This is a genomic window from Pseudomonas putida, from assembly GCF_050990305.1.
GTDB classification, from domain to species: Bacteria; Pseudomonadota; Gammaproteobacteria; order Pseudomonadales; family Pseudomonadaceae; genus Aquipseudomonas; species Aquipseudomonas putida_AH.
In genome coordinates, this window is record NZ_CP158817.1 from 854539 (window position 1) to 874423 (window position 19885).

The window sequence follows — 19885 nt, forward strand, 5'->3', positions numbered from 1 at the left end:
GCACTTCAAGAGCCGTGATGGCCAGCCGCATGCAAATGCACGGCGCATCGCCAGGACTCTAAACGCAACGCCCGGTCTGGCTTTTGTCAGGCCGGGCGTTTGCCGCTTTCAGACCTCATGGGTTTCACCATGGGGCAGTAACAGGTAACAAGACATGGCAAAAGAATACAGCCGTACCCAACGCATCGGCGATCAAATGCAGCGCGAGCTGGCACAACTGATCCGTCGTGAAGTCAAAGACCCACGTGTCGGCCTGGTTACCATTACCGCTGTGGAAGTCAGCCGTGACGTTGGTCACGCCAAGATTTTCATCACCGTGATGGGGCAGGATGGTCACGAAGAGATCGCGCAGAGCATCAAGGTGCTCAATTCCGCCGCTGGCTTCCTGCGCATGCAGTTGGCCCGCGAAATGAAGCTGCGCAGCGTTCCACAGTTGCACTTCCACTACGATGAAAGTGTCGTGCGCGGTGCGCATCTATCGGCCTTGATCGAGCGTGCAGTGGCTGAAGACAATCAGCATCCGGTTGCGGCAGAAGCCGAAGACACCAAGGAGTAATCGGTGGCTCAGGTCAAACGTATCCGTCGTAACGTCAGCGGCATCATCCTGCTCGACAAGCCGCTGGGGTTCACCTCCAACGCGGCCCTGCAGAAAGTCCGCTGGCTGCTCAACGCCGAAAAGGCCGGTCACACTGGCAGTCTCGATCCGCTCGCTACCGGCGTGTTGCCGTTGTGCTTCGGTGAAGCGACCAAGTTTTCGCAATACCTGCTCGATTCGGACAAGGGTTACGAAACGCTGGCGCAACTGGGCAAAACCACCACCACGGCAGATGCCGAGGGTGAAGTTTTGCAGGAGCGCCCAGTGACCGTTGGTCGCGCCGAAATCGAGGCCGCGCTGCCGAAATTTCGTGGGCAAATCAGTCAGATACCACCGATGTACTCGGCGCTCAAGCGTGATGGTCAGCCGTTGTACAAGCTGGCCCGTGCTGGCGAAGTAGTGGAGCGTGAACCGCGTTCTGTTACTATTACGCGCTTGGAATTGCTGGCCTTCGAAGGCGACACTGTACGGCTGGCGGTAGATTGCAGCAAAGGCACCTATATCCGTACCTTGGTGGAGGATATCGGTGAGCAGCTCGGTTGTGGCGCTTACGTTGCAGAACTGCGACGTACCCAGGCCGGACCCTTCACGCTGGCCCAGACGGTCACACTGGAAGAGCTGGAAGCAGTACATGCCGAAGGCGGCAACGAAGCGGTTGATCGCTTCCTGATGCCATCGGACAGTGGCTTGCTGGATTGGCCACTGCTGCAATTTTCGGAAGCGAGTGCGTTCTACTGGCTCAACGGCCAGCCGGTACGCGCCCCGGATGCACCGAAGTTTGGCATGGTACGAGTACAGGATCACAATGGTCGCTTCATCGGTATCGGTGAAGTGAGCGAAGACGGGCGTATCGCGCCGCGTCGACTGATTCGGTCAGAATGACCGAACGAGGGTGGCTGTTAACAGGCACGGTCACTACTCATTTTTAGATACAGGGATTTGTCCCTGGCCTGTTGAAACTGTTTTTCTGAAACAGTTTCCTGATAAAAGGATTGCCTCATGGCTCTCGACGTTCAAGAAAAAGCTCAAATCGTAGCTGACTACCAGCAAGCTGTTGGTGACACTGGTTCGCCAGAAGTGCAAGTTGCACTGCTGACCGCCAACATCAACAAACTGCAAGGTCACTTCAAGGCCAACGGTAAAGATCACCACTCCCGTCGTGGTCTGATCCGCATGGTTAACCAGCGTCGCAAGCTGCTGGACTACCTGAAAGGCAAAGACGTGAGCCGTTACAGCGCTCTGATCGCTCGCCTGGGTCTGCGTCGCTAATAAGCGATTGCGCTAGAGGTTGGTTGTTTGTCGTGCGTCAGCGGGTTTCCGTTGGCGAACGGCAGGCTCCCAGCCTCAAGTTTTATCTGGATATTGGCTTTACCTGAGTGACAACACCTGGACAAATCGATCGGGCCGATTCCCGATGTTGCCCAAGAATTTCGCAAGAAACCAGTTTCCCCAAGAGCCACAGAAGAAGGTAGGACACCGTGAACCCGGTCATCAAAAAATTCCAGTTCGGTCAGTCGACCGTTACCCTCGAGACTGGCCGTATCGCCCGTCAGGCCTCCGGCGCAGTATTGGTCACCGTTGACGACGACGTCAGCGTATTGGTGACCGTAGTCGGTGCCAAGCAAGCCGATCCAGGCAAGGGTTTCTTCCCACTGTCTGTTCACTACCAGGAAAAGACTTACGCTGCCGGCAAGATCCCTGGCGGTTTCTTCAAGCGTGAAGGCCGTCCTTCCGAGAAAGAAACCCTGACTTCCCGACTGATCGACCGTCCGATCCGTCCGCTGTTCCCAGAAGGCTTCATGAACGAAGTGCAGGTCGTCTGCACCGTCGTTTCCACCAGCAAGAAGACCGATCCGGACATCGCTGCGATGATCGGTACCTCGGCTGCCCTGGCCATCTCCGGCATTCCTTTCGATGGTCCGATCGGCGCAGCCCGCGTCGCTTTCCACGAAAGCACTGGCTACCTGTTGAACCCGACTTACGAGCAACTGGCTGCTTCGAGCCTGGACATGGTCGTTGCTGGTACTTCGGACGCCGTGCTGATGGTTGAATCGGAAGCCGAAGAGCTGACCGAAGACCAGATGCTGGGCGCGGTACTGTTTGCTCACGACGAGTTCCAGGTTGTGATCAACGCCGTTAAAGAACTGGCCGCCGAAGCAGCCAAGCCAACCTGGACCTGGGCTCCACAAGCCGAAGCCACCGAGCTGCTGGGCGCTATCCGTGCCGAGTTCGGCGAAGCGATCTCCCAGGCTTACACCATCACCGTCAAGGCCGACCGCTACGCTCGCCTGGGTGAGCTGAAAGACCAGGTTGTTGCCAAGCTGTCCGGCGAAGAAGGCCAGCCTTCGGCCAGCGACGTCAAAGCGGCTTTCGGTGAAATCGAATACCGCACTGTTCGCGAAAACATCGTTAATGGCAAGCCACGTATCGATGGTCGTGACACGCGTACCGTTCGTCCGCTGAACATCGAAGTCGGCGTTCTGCCGAAGACTCACGGTTCGGCGCTGTTCACCCGTGGTGAAACCCAGGCACTGGTCGTTGCAACACTGGGCACCGCCCGTGACGCGCAACTGCTGGACACTCTGGAAGGCGAGAAAAAAGACCCGTTCATGCTGCACTACAACTTCCCTCCGTTCTCGGTGGGCGAGTGTGGCCGCATGGGTGGCGCCGGTCGTCGCGAAATCGGTCACGGCCGTCTGGCCCGTCGTTCGGTTCAGGCCATGCTGCCAGCTGCTGACGTGTTCCCGTACACCATCCGCGTGGTTTCGGAAATCACCGAATCCAACGGTTCGAGCTCGATGGCTTCCGTTTGCGGTGCTTCCCTGGCGCTGATGGACGCGGGTGTACCGATGAAGGCACCCGTTGCCGGTATCGCCATGGGTCTAGTTAAAGAAGGCGAGAAATTCGCAGTTCTGACCGACATCCTGGGCGACGAAGACCACCTGGGTGACATGGACTTCAAAGTAGCCGGTACCGCCAAAGGCGTGACCGCGCTGCAGATGGACATCAAGATCAAAGGCATCACCGAAGAAATCATGGAAATCGCCCTGGGCCAAGCCCTGGAAGCGCGCCTGAACATTCTCGGTCAAATGAACCAGATCATTGGCCAATCGCGTACCGAATTGTCGGCCAATGCTCCGACCATGATCGCCATGAAGATCGACACCGACAAAATCCGTGATGTCATCGGTAAAGGCGGCGCGACCATTCGTGCGATCTGCGAAGAGACCAAGGCTTCGATCGACATCGAAGACGACGGTTCGATCAAGATCTTCGGCGAAACCAAGGATGCAGCAGAAGCAGCACGCCAACGCGTTCTGAGCATCACCGCCGAAGCCGAGATCGGCAAGATCTACGTCGGCAAGGTTGAGCGCATCGTCGACTTCGGCGCATTCGTGAACATCCTGCCTGGCAAGGACGGCCTGGTTCACATCTCGATGTTGAGCGACGCTCGCGTTGAGAAAGTGACCGACATCCTGAAAGAAGGCCAGGAAGTGGAAGTGTTGGTACTGGACGTGGACAACCGCGGCCGTATCAAGCTGTCCATCAAAGATGTAGCAGCAGCCAAGGCTTCGGGCGTTTAATTACCCTCAAGTCTGACCGCTACAACGTTGTAGGAAGGCCCCGCAGTGAAAACTGCGGGGCCTTTTTTTGGTCGGAATTCATCAAGATGCTGGACGAAGTTGCTGGTATTGCTTCGCGATGCTAGGTTTAGCCCACTGCCCGTGTAGCTCAGTCGGTAGAGCAGCGCACTCGTAACGCGAAGGTCGCAGGTTCGATTCCTGTCTCGGGCACCAGCAACACTCTGTTTTCAGATGATCCCGAATGGTTCTGAAGGCCAATCGACCGGACTGCCAACGGTTTTTTGCGTCAGAGAGATCCTTGATGATCCACATCCATCTTCCATTCCTCCCCGATCAGCGAGAACAACATGACCGTGAAAGCATTGAGCCAGGAAGCCAGACACGAAGAGGCGCTCAAAAAGTACATACTGGACGCGCCCGAGCTACTGGACGAGATTAAGGACTTGAGTCCGGATGATCAGAAAGACCAGATCCAGTGGGCGTTCGAGGACGAAGCGGAAGCCCAGGGACTACAGCCGTGGGAGTTGACGCTCAAATACACGACGACCCCGGAAGAGTTCGAGGCTGAACGCCTGAAACTGCATAAAGAAGCGGCTGAGGTGCTGGGTGTCGAGTGGGAAGAGTACTGCGAGATGAACAATCTGGTGGTCTGACGTCAGCCTGCTTACCCGCTTTTGTAGGAGCCAGGCTTGCCGGCGATAGCGTCCCTGAGAACGCCATCGCCGGCAAGCCTGGCTCCTACAGGCGACTCAGAGACTCAAGCGCATCGACAGATCGACAGCCTTCACATCCTTGGTCATCGCCCCGATCGAAATGTAATCCACACCGGTTTCGGCGATCGGCAGCAATGTACTTTCATTGATTCCGCCACTGGCCTCCAGTTTGGCCTTGCCGGCGTTCAGGCGTACAGCTTCGCGCATATCGTCCAGGCTCAGTTCATCAAGCATTATGATGTCTGCACCACCTGCCAACGCCTCTTTGAGCTCATCCAGACTTTCCACTTCGATCTCCACCGGTTTGCCCGGTGCGATTTTGTGTGCGGCGGCGATAGCCTGTGAGATCCCTCCGCAAGCCGCGATATGGTTTTCCTTGATCAGAAAAGCGTCATACAGGCCGATGCGATGGTTGTGGCAACCGCCGCAAGTCACGGCGTATTTTTGCGCCAGGCGCAGACCCGGCAAGGTCTTGCGGGTGTCGAGCAACTTCACCTGAGTCTGGGCCACGAAGTCCGCCAGGTGCTGCGCGCGAGTGGCCACACCGGACAACAGCTGCAGGAAATTCAGTGCACTGCGTTCTCCGGTCAGCAGCGAGCGGGCCGGGCCTTCGAGGTGAAACAGCACTTGATTGGGTTTGACCCGTTCACCATCGGCGACTTGCCAGTGCACCGCCACCCGTGGGTCCAGTTGCCGAAACACGGTATCCACCCAGGCGGTGCCGCTGATGACGGCGGCGTCGCGAGTAATGATGGTGGCTTTGGCCAAGCGTTCGGCCGGGATCAATTGCGCGGTGATGTCGCCGCTGCCGACGTCTTCGAGCAGCGCACGGCGCACGTTGGCTTCGATTTCGGCGGTCAAATCGGCGAGACGTAGATTCGGCATAACGGGCTCCACAAACAAAGTGCTCCGATTATAGGGCCATGGCGCGAAGCAACCCAAGGTATCCGCGTGGTTCATGCTGCTGCGAAACCTGCATTTGATCGATTCCTGCGGGTAGAAGGGCGTCTGCCCGCAAGCCAGTGCAGAGTCTTCTGGCACAGCAGGGGTCTTTACAAGATAATTCGCCTTGTAATTGACGTCATGGCTTTGACGAATCGAAGGGTTACCGTTTCAGGAGGCTGAATGCGCAACGACGGGAATGTAGTGCCTTTGCGAAAGGCGACTACCGGCCAGGCGATTCACTCGCCGCTCGCCCGGCTGCCCGTGGTTCTGCTTCAGGTTCGCGACAAGGCAGCACAACAACTGCGACAGGGGTTGCAGCAGCTGTTCGACAACGCCGACGACTCCCTCTTCGAAATGTCCGACCGAGCCCGCAATGATGTTGATCAGAATGTTTTCTTCCAGGCGATGCGTGATCTGCGGTTAAAGCGCAAAAGCATCGAACGTATTTTCTTCGAGCAATTCTTCGACGGGTTCATCCATCTCACCCGGTACGACGCCACTCACACGATATTGTCTCAACCTTCGTTCTCCGAGCCCCATGCAACGCTGCCCAGTGATGAACAGGAGCGCAATGGCGCGGTGGAGGCGATGGTCAACAAGGTGTTGAACCAGGACGGTTTCGCACTTGATCAGCTCACTGCTCGCCTCAGCACACTGCTGGGCAGGTCGCTGATGGAGCAGCACAATCCCATTGGGCCGACGATGCTTTGCGGGTACTTCTTGCAGGCCTGGCGCAGTCTGGGGGTGGAGATCAAGGTCAAGTTGATCATGCTCAAACTGTTTGATCGCTATGTGCTCAGCGAGGCTGGTCAGCTCTACGCCCAAGCTAACCAACTGCTGATCGCCACCGGTGTACTGGCCGATCTCCAGCCCGCTCCGGCATGCCAGGGCGGGGAGGCTGCACTCACCGGTGCGCTGTTTGAGTCTGACGCGCTGCTTGAGCGTCGTCGCAGTGAATGGTTTGAGCAACGAACCCGCGATGCCTCGCAAAGTCGCGCCCAAACTGCGCTGGCTCGGCGCCGTGTCGAGTTGGCGTTAAACCAGGCACTGATCGGCAAGACCTTGCCGCGAAGCGTGGTGGTGTTCGTACATGAGGTCTGGAGCAACGTGTTACTGCTGACCAGCCTTAAGCATGGCGATCAGTCCACGCAATGGCATGTCGCTGTGCAGACCATGGAACAGCTGATCTGGAGCGTCCAACGCCATGTGGAGCCCGATGCGCGCTCGCGCTTGTTGGCGTTGGTGCCGGACTTGCTCAAGGGATTGCGTGAGGGATTGACTGGCTCGGCATTCGATCCGTTTACCGTCAGCGAATTTTTTACCGAGCTGGAAGGTTTGCACGTTCAGTTGTTTGAACCCGAGCCCGGCAGCGCCGGTGAAAACCTTGCGATGGTCGAAGTGCGGGAGGAAATCGTTTTGCCGAGCACTGAAGACGGCCCGTTCCATCTCAATCGCGGCAAGTGATCGCGCGCGGAGGGACTATCGCGGCATACTGGGCACCAATACAGTCGTCGTTGAAGGAATCGGTATGCAGTTGGACCTCGCGAGCGGTTGGTGTCAGGACGTGCATTTGTGTCCTTCGCCCAACTTCAATGCGCGCCCTACGGGTGAAATCTCCCTGCTGGTGATTCACAACATCAGCTTGCCGCCGGCGCAGTTCGCCACCGGCAAGGTGCAGGAGTTTTTCCAGAATCGTCTGGATGTCACCGAGCACCCTTACTTTGAAGGGATTGCCGACCTGCGTGTGTCCGCGCACTTTCTGATCGAGCGTGACGGCACCGTCACCCAGTTTGTCTCCTGTCTTGAGCGCGCCTGGCATGCCGGGGTTTCGAGTTTTGAAGGGAGGGAAACCTGTAACGATTTTTCCGTGGGCATTGAACTCGAGGGCACGGATGATTTGCCGTTCACCGATGCTCAGTACGATGCGTTGATTGACCTGACCCGGCAACTGCAAAGCGCCTTCACGGCCATCACGCCACAACGTATCTGCGGGCATAGCGACATCGCACCCGGACGCAAAACCGATCCGGGCCCCGCGTTCGACTGGGCGCGCTATCGTGCGGCTCTGGTAAGCGCCGCTCCGGAACAAGAGGAACAACGATGAGTTTTCTGGTGTTGCTGTTGGCGGTATGGATCGAGAAATTTTCGGCCCTGCGCCACCAGGTTCAGCGAGATGGCGGTTGGGTGCGGGAGCTGCATAAACTCGAGTCCGATTCGCGACTGGCGAAAAGTCCATGGTTGGTTCTGGTCGTGCTGGTGCTGTTGCCGGTCGCGCTGTTGGGTCTGCTGTTGCTGGTGCTGGACCCGGTAGCCTACGGTTTGCTGGCGCTTCCGGTGCACTTGTTGGTGGTGATTTACAGTTTGGGGCGCGGCGATCTTCTGGGCGAGCTCGGCCCGTTTCGCGATGCCTGGCGCCGGGAGGACTTGCAAGCCGCGGCTCATGTCGCAAAACGCGACCTCGATATCTGCGCCGACAACAGCGAGCAACTGTTGGAACGGGTCGAAGGGCATTTGTTGTGGGAGGCCTACCACAGTTTTTTCGCGGTGATTTTCTGGTACTTCCTCTTGGGGCCGGTCGCCGCCCTGAGTTACCGGCTGCTGGCCTTGGCTGAAGAACACAGCCAGAACCCAGCGGTTGCCGAACGCGCAGGGCAAATGCGCCACGCGTTCGATTGGGTGCCGGTGCGCCTGCTGGCGGCGAGTGTTGCCCTGGTCGGTAACTTCGTCGCGGTCGGCCGGGTGATGTTGCACGAGCTGCTGAACTGGAATATCAGCGCCGCCCAATTGATCGAAAAGGCCGGACTGGCAGCGGCTGAAATCCCTGCCCCGGTGGTCGGAACGGAGGGTATCAACAGCCTCGACCGAATCTGGGCGCTGCTGCTGCGGGCAGCGGTGCTCTGGTATGCGGGGTTTGCGTTGTGGACTGTCCTGCCCTGAATTGAAGATCAAGATCAAAAGATCGCAGCCTGCGGCAGCTCCTACAAGGTGATAGCTGTCGCAGTTTTCCGTTTACTTTAAGTTACAAAACCCTCCCTCGATTTGAGCTATATAGAGACAGCGCCCAGTAGTGGCTATCTGCTGTCTGGCTGCGCCTGCCAATAAAAATAAAAAATCAAGGGGAGACTTCCAGTGAAGAGTTTGCTCCATCCCGCCGTCGCGCTGATGAACCGCTTGAGCTTCGGCATGAAGTTCAGCCTGATCAGTGTTCTGTTCCTGGTACCGATGCTGGTGACTAACTTCTATCTGGTACGTGACTCCTATCGCGAATTCCAGGGCACCCGGATCGAATTGCAGAGCCTCGACCTGTTGGGCAGCAGCTTGACTCTGCGGCGCGATCTGGAAACCCTGAACAACCTGGTACAGATCAACGTCACCCTTGGCCAGTCCGGCAAGGCCGGCAATCTCGAGTCACAGATCGCCACGCTGGAGCAACGTGTGTTGACGCGCCTGCAAGGGCTGGCGGCGATGACCAACGATCCGGAGCAGGTTGTGGTGTTCGATGGCAAACGCGATGAAATGATCGCCGCGTTGAAGGCTCAACAAACGGAAAACTCCCTGCAAAGCAAAAGTGCCTTGATCGGCAAACTGGTAAGCAATGCGCAAATCTTCAGCCAGATTGTCGCCAGTCAGGCCGGTCTGAGCCGTGATAGTCAAAGCGACATGCGTCAGCTCAGTGAGCTCGTCACCAGCGTGACACCTATGGTTACGCAGGTCTTGGGCGACGGTCGGGCGATGGGGGCCTATTCACTGGGGCAGGGCTTTCTCAATTCGTCCTCAAGCACCCGTTTCGATGAACTGTTGGCGCAGATCGAAAAACTCCAGGCCGAATATGGCTTGAAACTGCAAGACGCACTGGCCTCCAGTAAAACCGCGCGGGAAGCCTTGGCTTCCCAGGCTGAGACCAGCAAAGCGTCGCTGAAAAAAGCCGGTGAGCTGTTCGAAGAACAAGTGGTGATGGCCGACACGCTGGATGCGCCGTGGCAGGGTTTCTACGACCAGGTCACCGCCCTGATGGAGCAGACTTACCAGCTCAACGAAGCCACCCTGAAGTTCCTTGGCACTCAATTGCAGCAGCGCCTGGAGCAGAACCGCACTCACATGATCTTGCAGGCCGTAGCGCTGTCGGTGGTGTTTGTCCTGATTTTCTACCTGTACGGTGGTTTCTACGCTTCGACCCGGACCACGCTTAAGCGCCTTGGCGCAGTGATGGACAAAGTGGCGGCAGGCGACATGACCGTCACGTTCAGCGCCAACAGCGACGATGAGTTGGGCGAGTTGGGTGAAGTGTTCAACGGCACCGTGAAAAAGATCCATGACTTGATCGAGCGCGTGGGACAGACCGTCAGCGAAGTCGAGCGCCAGGCCGGCCAGGTGGAGAATGTCTCTGCGCAAAGCAACCAGGCCGTGGCCGGACAGCGCACGCAGATCGAGCAGGTCGCCACGGCAATGAACCAGATGTCCGCCACATCCCAGGAAGTGGCGCGCAGTGCCTCTGCGGCGGTGAGCAGTGCCCACAGCGTCAACGACGAAACCATCAGCGGTCGCGCACTGGTGCAATCCCAACAAGGCAGCATCGCTGCACTGGCCAGCGAGATCGATCAATCTGTACGGGTGATCAATCAGTTGGCCAGTGACAGCCAGTCCATCAGTCGTGTGCTGGAAGTGATCAAGAGCATTGCCGAACAGACCAACCTGTTGGCGCTGAACGCCGCCATCGAAGCGGCGCGGGCCGGGGAACAGGGGCGTGGTTTCGCGGTGGTGGCGGACGAGGTTCGCACGTTGGCCAAGCGTACCCAGCAGTCGACCGAAGAGATCGAGCAGATGATCGCCAAGCTCCACGGTGGCGTTGGCGCGGCGGTGAAGGCCATGGGCGTCAGCCATGAAATGGCAAACGGTACGGTAGGTCAGTCGGAAAAGGTCCAGCGGGCCTTGGAGAACATCCTCGGCGCGGTGGGCATGATCGTCGACCAGAACCAGCAGATCGCCGCGGCCGTGGAGCAGCAAACCGCCGTGGCCCACGACATCGACCAGAATATCGTCGAGATCAATCGCGCTGGTGAACGGACCGCTGAAGGGGCGCACCAGACCGAGGATGCCAGTCGGGTACTCTCAGTACAGGTAGTGGAACTCAAACATCTGATCAGCGCGTTTCGGGTTTAACAAACACCACGATAAAAAATGTAGGAGCGGGCTTGCTCGCGAAGACGGTGTGTCAGGCAACGCATATTTCGACTGTCACACCGCCTTCGCGAGCAAGCCCGCTCCCACAGGGGGAATTGTTTCCTACTGGAAGTATTGCGGAAATTGCTGTAGTACTTTTTCCCTGTTGGAGTCAGAAACTTCCTGTTTTTTCTACGCTTTCTGCTTTTTCGTCTTCAATGAAGGAAGATTCATTTCATCGCCCGCATGGAGAAGGCCCGGTCATGACTGTCGCAACGCAAGGAATCCAGGGTCACTGCGCCCATTGTCAGTGCACGCTGTTACTCAAACCCTGGCAGCTCAATGCCATCGCAATCAATGAGCCCTTCACCTGTTCCCACTGCCAGAAAACCTTGCGGTTGAACGACCCCAAACAGATCAAACGCTTCAAGTCCCTCGACTCACTGGCCATGTTAAAGGCGAGTTTGCTGGTCATGGTGTTTACGGCGCTGCTGGTATTGTTGGTGCTGGAGTGGATGGGTTTGTTCAGCGTCCTCGAACAGCTGAACTTTTCCCTGGTGGCGATTTTCGTTTACTTCATCGCTGTTCGATATGCCCGTCAGCGTCAGCACATGACGCTGATTCTCGAGGCCGCCAAGGCCCACGTCGACTGACTACCAGTTAAACAACTCACAGGCATTGACGGTGCTGGCAGCCGCCAATTGCTCGGGGCTGATCGCCATGATGTCGGCCAATGCCGCGCAGATGGCCGGCAAGTGCGCCGGGCTGTTGCGTTGTCCGGCAAACATGGCGGGCGCCATGTCCGGTGAGTCGGTTTCCAGTACCACCGACTCCAGCGGTAGCTGCGCCAGAACGCGGTGCATGCGCAGTGCTTGAGGCCAGGTTGCGGCGCCGCCCAAGCCCAGTTTGAAACCCAGCTTGATGTATTCCCGGGCCTCTTCGCGGCTGCCAGCGAAGGCGTGAATGATGCCGGCGCGTTTGAGCTTGAAGCGTTTGAGCGTGGCAATGACCGCCGCGTGGCTGCGCCGTACGTGAATCAGCGCGGGCAAATTGAAATCCGCCGCCAGTTGCAGTTGTGCATCGAACAACGCCTGCTGGCGATCGCGGTCAAGGGTTTCAATGAAGTAATCCAGGCCGATTTCGCCTACTGCGCACAGTTGTCGATGACCAGCCAGCCGCGTCAGCCAGTCGCCGAGTTCCGTCAGGTGCTCCGGGCGATGATCGTCCAAATACACCGGGTGCAAGCCGAGTGCCGCGTGCAAGTCGGGATCGCTTTGCACCAGATCCCACACCCGCTGCCAATTGCCTTGATAGACCCCCAACACCACCATCCGCCGCACGCCAAGGGCGCGGCTTTGCGTCATCAGCGCCTCGCGATCGGCGTCGAAGTCCGGAAAGTCCAGATGGGTGTGGGTGTCGATCAGCTCCACGGTTCAGTCCTGGCGAATACGCTGCTTGAAGGTGCGCGCGATGGCCTGTACGCCGGGTTGGTAATCGGACTGTTCGATGGCCGCCAGGGCCAGCGCCAGTGCTTTGTCGGCGATCAACTGATGCTGTTGGGCCATGGCATTGACCGGTAATGGCAGGAAGTCCAGCAGTTGGGTGTCGCCGAAGGTGCCGAGGCGCAAGGGACGGGATTTCAGCGGGAAGTCATGCAAGGCATCGAACACGCCTTGCAGCAGCACGTAAGAGGTGGTGATCAGCGCTTCGGGCAGATGGCCGACACGCTGGAGCAGTTCTTCCATCAATTGTTTGCCGCATTCACGGCTGAACGATTCGCCGTGTTCAACGATAACCTCGCCGGTGTACCCGACCAGTGCTTCTTTGAACCCGGCAGCCCGTTCCTGGCTGATGCTCAGTTCCGGGCGGGCGCCGATCAGGGCGATCTGTTTGGGCAACGGGTCGAGCAGGCTGCGGGTCAGTTGCAGGCTGGCTTCGCGGTCGTCGCTGATCACCGAGCAGAAATGCTCGGGTTCCATGACCCGGTCGATGGCAATGATCGGAATGCCTTTGGCCTGCAATTGGCGATAGCTGTCGTCACCGCTTGGCAGGCAACTGGCGACGATCAGCGCGTCGCAGCGCCGGGCACGGAACAGTTTCAGCAATTGCCGTTCGCTGTCCGGCGCATCGTCGGAGCTGGCGATCAGCAATTGATAGCCGCGAGCCCGTGCGCCTTGTTCCAGCAACTTGGCGATTCGCGCGTAACTGGGGTTTTCCAGGTCCGGCAAAATAAAGCCCAGGGTACGGGTGTGGCGACTGCGCAGCCCGGCGGCCTGGGGATTGGGCGTAAAGCCGTGTTGATCAACCACCGCACGCACACGTTCGACGGTCGCGCTGCTGATGCGTTGCTGTTCGGCCTTGCCATTGATGACATAGCTGGCGGTGGTAACGGACACACCGGCCAACTGGGCGATATCACTGAGTTTCAACCCGTTATTTCCTTGTTTTTTCGAGCATGCCCGACATTTTCGTCAATCCTACCCGATTCTGGCAGTCGACCATTGTCGCGACGCATCCGACAATTGGACTTCTAGCGAAAGGGATTATCGAGTAACGTGCATATCATTCTAGATTAAACGTTTCAGCAAGCGTATTTTCTACGTTATTGGCGTCTTTGGTCAGTTCTGCCGCGAAACTGCCAAATACGGTCTCAAGTCAGGCGCCTAAGCTGAATCATTCAAAACAATACCTGGTGCCAACAGGCGCCAAAAAGGAGAAAGCATGCTCGAGCTCACTGTAGAGCAGATTTCCATGGGCCAATCGGCTGTGGATAAGTCCGCCGCGTTGCAGTTGCTGGCCCGTCATCTGGTTACCGACGGCCTGGTCGCCGACGGTTATCTGGCTGGTTTGCAGGCGCGCGAAGCCCAGGGCTCGACCTTTCTCGGTCAAGGTATTGCCATTCCCCACGGTACACCCGAAACCCGCGATCAGGTGCACACCACCGGCGTGCGCCTGATGCAGTTTCCCGAGGGCGTGGATTGGGGCGATGGGCAGATCGTTTACCTGGCGATTGGTATCGCCGCCAAATCCGATGAACATCTGCGTTTATTGCAATTGCTGACCCGCGCCCTCGGCGAGACCGATCTGGGCCAAGCCTTGCGCCGCGCCAGTTCCGCCGAAGCCTTGCTGAAACTGTTGCAAGGCGCGCCGCAAGAGCTGGCGCTGGATGCGCAGATGATTGGCCTGGGCGTGGCCGCCGAGGATTTCGAAGAGTTGGTCTGGCGCGGCGCACGTTTGCTGCGCCAGGCCGATTGCGTCAGCAATGGTTTCTCCGCTGTCTTGCAGCAAGTCGAAGCGCTGCCGTTGGGCGACGGCCTGTGGTGGTTGCACAGCGAGCAAACGGTCAAGCGGCCGGGGTTGGCCTTTGTCACCCCGGACAAGCCGCTGCGATACCTCGGTCAACCGTTGAACGGATTGTTCTGTCTGGCCAGCCTTGGTGAGGCCCACCAAGCGTTGCTTGAACGCCTGTGTGCGTTGCTGATTGAAGGTCGCGGCCATGAACTGGGCCGTGCCACCAGTTGCCGCGCCGTGCTTGAAGTGCTCGGCGGTGAGTTGCCGGCAGATTGGCCGAGTGCGCGGATTGCACTGGCCAATGCCCACGGTCTGCACGCGCGACCGGCGAAAATCCTCGCGCAACTGGCGAAAAGTTTTGAAGGCGAGATCCGCATCCGCATCGTCGATAGCCAGGACAACGCGGTGTCGGTGAAGAGCTTGAGCAAGTTGCTCAGCCTGGGTGCCCGTCGCGGTCAGGTGCTGGAAATCATTGCCGAACCGAGCATCGCCGCCGATGCGTTGCCCGTGCTGCTGGCCGCTATCGAAGAGGGGCTCGGCGAGGACGTCGAGCCGCTCCCGGCGGTCAGCCCTGCGCGTGAAGAGATTGTCGAGTTGGCCCCTGTGCTGCTCGCCCCGGCGTCCGGCAGCCTGGTTCAAGCCATTGCCGCCGCGCCCGGTATTGCGATCGGCCCGGCACACATTCAAGTGCAGCAACACATCGATTACCCACTGCGCGGCGAGTCGGCGGCCATTGAGCGCGAACGTCTCAAGCAAGCGCTGGCGCAGGTGCGCAGCGACATTGGCGGCTTGATCGAACGCAGCAAGGCCAAGGCGATTCGCGAGATTTTCGTCACGCACCAGGAAATGCTCGACGACCCGGAATTGACCGATGAAGTCGACACCCGCCTCAAACAGGGCGAAAGCGCGGAAGCGGCCTGGATGTCGGTGATCGAAGCGGCCGCGCGGCAACAGGAAGCCTTACAGGACGCATTGCTGGCCGAACGTGCTGCCGACTTGCGCGATATCGGTCGTCGTGTACTGGCGCAATTGTGCGGCATTGAAACGCCGAGCGAACCCGAGCAGCCGTACATTCTGGTGATGGATGAAGTCGGCCCGTCCGATGTGGCGCGCCTCGATCCGGCCCGCGTCGCCGGCATTCTCACCGCCCGGGGTGGCGCCACCGCCCACAGCGCCATCGTCGCCCGAGCCCTGGGAATTCCAGCGCTGGTCGGTGCCGGTGCGGCTGTGTTGCTGCTGGCGCCGGGCACGCCATTGTTGCTTGATGCCCAAAGAGGCCGTTTGCACGTAGACGCCGACGCGGCAACGTTGCAGCGCGCCACCGAAGAACGAGACACCCGCGAACAACGGCTCAAAGCCGCTGCCGAACAACGCCACCAACCGGCCCTGACCACCGATGGTCACGCCGTCGAAGTGTTCGCCAACGTCGGTGAAAGCGCTGGTGTGATCGGCGCGGTGGAGCAGGGCGCCGAAGGCATCGGCCTGCTGCGCACCGAACTGATATTCATGGCCCACCCCCAAGCGCCGGACGAAGCCACCCAGGAAGCTGAGTACCGTCGCGTACTCGATGGCCTCGCCGGACGGCCATTGGTGGTGCGCACCCTCGACGTCGGTGGCGACAAACCCTTGCCTTATTGGCCCATCGCCAAAGAAGAAAACCCGTTCCTCGGCGTGCGCGGCATTCGGCTGACTCTGCAACGGCCGCAGATCATGGAAGCGCAACTGCGCGCCTTGCTGCGGGCCGCCGACAACCGCCCGCTGCGCATCATGTTCCCCATGGTCGGCAGCGTCGAAGAGTGGCGCCAGGCTCGGGACATGACCGAGCGCCTGCGTGTGGAAATCCCGGTCGCGGATCTGCAACTGGGGATCATGATCGAAGTGCCGTCGGCGGCATTGCTGGCGCCGGTGTTGGCCAAAGAAGTCGACTTCTTCAGCGTTGGCACCAACGACCTGACGCAATACACCCTGGCCATCGACCGGGGTCATCCGACGCTGTCGGCCCAGGCCGATGGCTTGCACCCGGCGGTGCTGCAACTGATCGACATCACCGTCCGTGCGGCCCATGCCCATGGCAAGTGGGTGGGCGTCTGCGGTGAGCTGGCGGCCGATCCGCTGGCGGTGCCGGTGCTGGTCGGGCTGGGGGTGGATGAGCTGAGCGTGGGCGGACGCAGCATCCCCGAGGTCAAGGCGCGGATTCGCGAGCTCAGCCTCAGCCAGAGCCAAACCCTCGCCCAAGAGGCGCTCGCCGTGGGCAGCGCCAATGAAGTACGTGCATTAGTGGAGGCCCTGTAATGGCCCGGATTTTAACCCTGACCCTCAACCCGGCATTGGACCTGACGGTACAGTTGCCGCGCCTGGAGCCCGGTCAGGTCAACCGCAGCGACGGCATGCACACCCACGCCGCCGGCAAAGGGGTGAACGTGGCGCAGGTGCTGGCGGACCTTGGGCATCAGCTGACCGTCAGCGGTTTCCTCGGCGAAGACAACCCGCAAGCGTTTGAAACCCTATTCGCCAAACGGGGTTTCAACGACGCGTTCATCCGCGTACCCGGTGAAACGCGCAGTAATATCAAATTGGCGGAAAACGATGGCCGCATTACCGACCTCAATGGTCCTGGCCCCAGGGTCAGTGCGGCAGCGCAGCAGGCATTGCTCGATCGACTGGAGCAGATTGCGCCAGGCCATGACGCCGTAGTCGTCGCCGGCAGCCTGCCGCAAGGCGTCAGCCCGCAGTGGTTGCAGGCGCTGATCCTGCGCTTGAAAAACCTGGGCTTGAAAGTCGCGCTCGATACCAGCGGCGAGGCCTTGGTAGCAGCGCTCAAGGCTGGCCCGTGGCTGATCAAACCCAACAGCGAAGAGCTGGCGGAGGTGCTGGGTAGCGAGGTGGTTTCGGTACTGGCCCAGGCCGAAGCGGCGAATCGCTTGCACGCCCAAGGCATCGAGCATGTGGTGATTTCCCACGGCGCCGAGGGTGTGAACTGGTTCAGCGTCGGCTCGGCGCTGCATGCCACACCGCCCAGGGTCAGTGTCGCCAGTACGGTGGGCGCTGGTGACTCGTTGCTGGCGGGCATGCTTCACGGTTTGCTCAAGCCCGATACGCCCGAGCAGACCTTGCGCACCGCCACGGCAATTGCCGCGATGGCGGTCACCCAGATCGGTTTCGGCATCGGCGATGCCGGGCAATTGGCGCAGCTCGAACAGGGTGTGCACGTGCGTCCCCTGACAGAACAATAAGAGGGTTGGTCATGAAATTAGCCATTGTTACTGCCTGCCCGAATGGCATGGTCACCAGTGTGCTGTGCGCCCGTTTGCTCGATGCGGCGGCCCAGCGTCAGGGGTGGAGCACCAGCGTCGAAGTCACCGATGCAGCACACCCCGAACGGCAACTGTCGGCGGCGACCCTTGACGCCGCCGAGTGGGTGTTGCTGGTGACCAGCGCCCCCGTGGACATGTCGCGATTTGTCGGCAAACGCGTGTTCCAGAGCACGCCAGCCCAAGCCCTGCAGGATGTGGAAGCGGTGTTGCGACGTGGCGCCGAGGAGGCCAAGGTTTATCGAGCACCCGAGGCCATCGTCGAGCCTATTGCCGTTGCAAAGAATGCCCCGCGCCTGGTTGCGATCACCGCATGTCCGACCGGCGTTGCGCACACCTTCATGGCCGCCGAAGCCTTGCAGCAAGCAGCCAAGCGTCTGGGTTTTGACTTGCAAGTGGAAACCCAGGGCTCGGTCGGGGCGCGTAATCCGCTGAGCGCGCAAGCGATTGCCGAGGCCGACGTGGTGCTGCTGGCGGCAGATATCGAAGTCGCCACCGAGCGGTTTGCCGGCAAGAAAATCTACCGCTGCGGCACCGGCATTGCCCTCAAACAAGCTGAGGCGACGCTCAATAAAGCGCTGGCTGAAGGTGTGCAGGAAAGCGCCTCGACGGGCACTAAAGGTCCGGCCAAGCAAGAGAAAACCGGGGTCTACAAGCATCTGCTGACCGGCGTGTCGTTCATGTTACCGATGGTGGTGGCGGGCGGTCTGATGATCGCCTTGTCGTTCGTGTTCGGCATTACCGCGTTCAAGGAAGAAGGGACGCTGGCGGCAGCGCTGATGCAGATCGGCGGCGACACCGCGTTCAAGCTGATGGTGCCGCTGCTGGCGGGTTATATCGCGTACTCCATTGCCGACCGTCCGGGGCTGGCACCGGGGATGATCGGTGGCTTGTTGGCGAGCACCCTCGGTGCCGGATTTATCGGCGGGATCGTTGCCGGCTTCATCGCCGGGTACGCGGCTCAGGCGATCAATCGCTATGCGCGTTTACCGCAAAGCCTCGAAGCGTTGAAGCCGATCCTGATCATCCCGTTGCTGGCCAGTTTGTTCACCGGCCTGGTGATGATCTACGTGGTGGGCAAACCGGTGGCCGGAATGCTTGCAGGGCTCACGCATTTCCTCGACAGCATGGGCACCACCAACGCGATTCTGCTGGGTGTGTTGCTGGGCGGGATGATGTGCGTCGACCTTGGCGGGCCGATCAACAAGGCCGCGTATGCGTTCTCAGTCGGGCTGCTGGCGTCGCAGAGTTATGCACCGATGGCGGCGACCATGGCCGCAGGCATGGTGCCGCCGATTGGCCTGGGGATCGCCACGTTCATCGCCCGGCACAAGTTTGCCCAGACCGAGCGCGAGGCCGGTAAAGCGGCGCTGGTGCTGGGCCTGTGCTTTATCTCCGAAGGTGCGATACCGTTTGCCGCCAAGGACCCGTTGCGAGTGATCCCGGCGAGCATTGCCGGTGGCGCGCTGACCGGTGCATTGTCGATGTATTTCGGCTGCAAATTGATGGCCCCCCACGGTGGTCTGTTCGTGTTGGCGATCCCGAATGCGATCAACCATGCACTGCTTTATTTGCTGGCGATTGTGGCGGGGAGTGTGTTGACGGCGGTGGTGTATGCGTTGGTCAAAAGGCCTGAAACCGTAGAGCTGGCCCTGGAGCCCGCCAAAGCCTGACACCACCACCCGTAGGAGCGAGGCTTGCCCGCGAAGGCTATCTATCAATCAACATCTGTGTTGAATGTTAAATAGGCTTCGCGGGCAAGCCTCGCTCCTACGGGTTGTATGTCGCACACTCGAGTGATGCCTGTTTGAGTTTTCCCTTTCCAGGGAGAACACCATGAGCGAATTCAACCCTGGCCGCCGTCGCGTCATCCCGGCCGCCGGCATCAACCCGGACATCGGTGGCATGCGCATCTACGAAGCCATGCGCCTGCGCCTGCCGGACTTCTTTATCCACAGCGGCGACACCCTCTACGCCGACAACCCCATACCAGCACAGCTCGTCACCGAGAGCGGCCGGGTGTGGCGCTACATCACCACCACCCAATGGACAGTCATTGCCGCCGACATATCGATCGGGCTCGAGGCACCGGATGGCGAGGTGAATATTGAGAGGCAGAGCGGGGAGTTGAGCGTGGTATTGCGCGATCTGGATGGCATGGCGGTGTACGAGCAGAAACAACAACCTGCATAACACCCCCACCGCCCTTGTAGGAGCTGCCGCAGGCTGCGATCTTTTGATCTTGAAAAACAAAATCAAAAGATCGCAGCCTGCGGCAGCTCCTAC

The 19885-nt window shown here is 59.4% G+C and carries 15 protein-coding genes, 1 tRNA gene and 2 pseudogenes; 15 read left to right on the forward strand and 3 right to left on the reverse strand.

Annotated elements, in window-relative coordinates; translation table 11 throughout:
* Positions 1-154: 154 nt before the first annotated feature.
* The 6 genes from rbfA (at position 155) to ABTV22_RS03840 (ending at position 4832) form a co-directional block, all read left to right on the forward strand.
* Positions 155-556 (forward strand): 30S ribosome-binding factor RbfA, encoded by a 402-nt coding sequence (gene rbfA, locus ABTV22_RS03815; protein WP_433738628.1) that lies wholly within the window; start codon positions 155-157, stop codon positions 554-556.
* 3 nt (positions 557-559) lie between these two features.
* Positions 560-1477: a tRNA pseudouridine(55) synthase TruB gene (gene truB, locus ABTV22_RS03820; protein ID WP_433738629.1), complete on the forward strand. Its 918-nt coding sequence runs from the start codon at positions 560-562 to the stop codon at positions 1475-1477.
* 117 nt (positions 1478-1594) lie between these two features.
* Positions 1595-1864, forward strand: coding sequence for a 30S ribosomal protein S15 (rpsO, locus tag ABTV22_RS03825; protein ID WP_011332409.1), 270 nt, complete (start codon positions 1595-1597; stop codon positions 1862-1864).
* 209 nt (positions 1865-2073) lie between these two features.
* Positions 2074-4179, forward strand: a complete 2106-nt coding sequence (gene pnp, locus ABTV22_RS03830; protein ID WP_110966299.1) for a polyribonucleotide nucleotidyltransferase — start codon at positions 2074-2076, stop codon at positions 4177-4179.
* 137 nt (positions 4180-4316) lie between these two features.
* Positions 4317-4392, forward strand: a tRNA-Thr gene (locus ABTV22_RS03835).
* A 134-nt stretch (positions 4393-4526) separates the two neighbouring features.
* The gene (locus tag ABTV22_RS03840) at positions 4527-4832 is read left to right on the forward strand and encodes a DUF6388 family protein (RefSeq protein ID WP_433738630.1); all 306 of its coding nucleotides are present in this window, start codon (positions 4527-4529) and stop codon (positions 4830-4832) included.
* 96 nt (positions 4833-4928) lie between these two features.
* Here ABTV22_RS03840 and nadC read toward each other — a convergent pair whose 3' ends face one another.
* Positions 4929-5777: a carboxylating nicotinate-nucleotide diphosphorylase gene (gene nadC / locus ABTV22_RS03845; protein ID WP_433738631.1), complete on the reverse strand. Its 849-nt coding sequence runs from the start codon at positions 5775-5777 to the stop codon at positions 4929-4931.
* Between the two features lie 240 nt (positions 5778-6017).
* Between nadC and ABTV22_RS03850 the strand changes: the two are divergent.
* The 5 genes and pseudogenes from ABTV22_RS03850 to ABTV22_RS03870 all read left to right on the forward strand — a co-directional run.
* Positions 6018-7193, forward strand: a pseudogene (locus ABTV22_RS03850) (DUF1631 family protein); the annotation flags it as partial.
* A 172-nt stretch (positions 7194-7365) separates the two neighbouring features.
* A complete protein-coding gene (gene ampD, locus ABTV22_RS03855; RefSeq protein ID WP_433738632.1) occupies positions 7366-7941 on the forward strand; it encodes a 1,6-anhydro-N-acetylmuramyl-L-alanine amidase AmpD in 576 nt (191 codons plus the stop codon).
* Positions 7938-8774, forward strand: coding sequence for a regulatory signaling modulator protein AmpE (ampE, locus tag ABTV22_RS03860; protein WP_433738633.1), 837 nt, complete (start codon positions 7938-7940; stop codon positions 8772-8774). Before ampD ends, ampE begins: the two co-directional genes overlap by 4 nt.
* A gap of 1518 nt (positions 8775-10292) precedes the next feature.
* A complete protein-coding gene (locus tag ABTV22_RS03865; RefSeq protein ID WP_433741294.1) occupies positions 10293-10997 on the forward strand; it encodes a methyl-accepting chemotaxis protein in 705 nt (234 codons plus the stop codon).
* Between the two features lie 263 nt (positions 10998-11260).
* Complete coding sequence (locus ABTV22_RS03870) at positions 11261-11650, forward strand: hypothetical protein (RefSeq protein WP_433738634.1); 390 nt, start codon at positions 11261-11263, stop codon at positions 11648-11650.
* Here ABTV22_RS03870 and ABTV22_RS03875 read toward each other — a convergent pair whose 3' ends face one another.
* Positions 11651-12427 (reverse strand): TatD family hydrolase, encoded by a 777-nt coding sequence (locus ABTV22_RS03875; protein WP_433738635.1) that lies wholly within the window; start codon positions 12425-12427, stop codon positions 11651-11653.
* Between the two features lie 3 nt (positions 12428-12430).
* A complete protein-coding gene (gene cra, locus ABTV22_RS03880) occupies positions 12431-13426 on the reverse strand; it encodes a catabolite repressor/activator (RefSeq protein WP_433738636.1) in 996 nt (331 codons plus the stop codon).
* Between the two features lie 292 nt (positions 13427-13718).
* On the opposite strand from cra, the gene ptsP reads away from it, so the two are divergent.
* The 4 genes and pseudogenes from ptsP to ABTV22_RS03900 form a co-directional block, all read left to right on the forward strand.
* On the forward strand, positions 13719-16580 hold the full coding sequence (ptsP, locus tag ABTV22_RS03885) for a phosphoenolpyruvate--protein phosphotransferase (RefSeq protein ID WP_433738637.1): 2862 nt from the start codon (positions 13719-13721) through the stop codon (positions 16578-16580).
* The gene (gene pfkB / locus ABTV22_RS03890; RefSeq protein WP_433738638.1) at positions 16580-17521 is read left to right on the forward strand and encodes a 1-phosphofructokinase; all 942 of its coding nucleotides are present in this window, start codon (positions 16580-16582) and stop codon (positions 17519-17521) included. Before ptsP ends, pfkB begins: the two co-directional genes overlap by 1 nt.
* An 11-nt stretch (positions 17522-17532) precedes the next feature.
* Positions 17533-19272: a PTS fructose-like transporter subunit IIB gene (locus tag ABTV22_RS03895; protein WP_433738639.1), complete on the forward strand. Its 1740-nt coding sequence runs from the start codon at positions 17533-17535 to the stop codon at positions 19270-19272.
* 208 nt (positions 19273-19480) lie between these two features.
* Positions 19481-19660: pseudogene (locus tag ABTV22_RS03900) on the forward strand (alkaline phosphatase D family protein); the annotation flags it as partial.
* Positions 19661-19885: the final 225 nt, after the last annotated feature.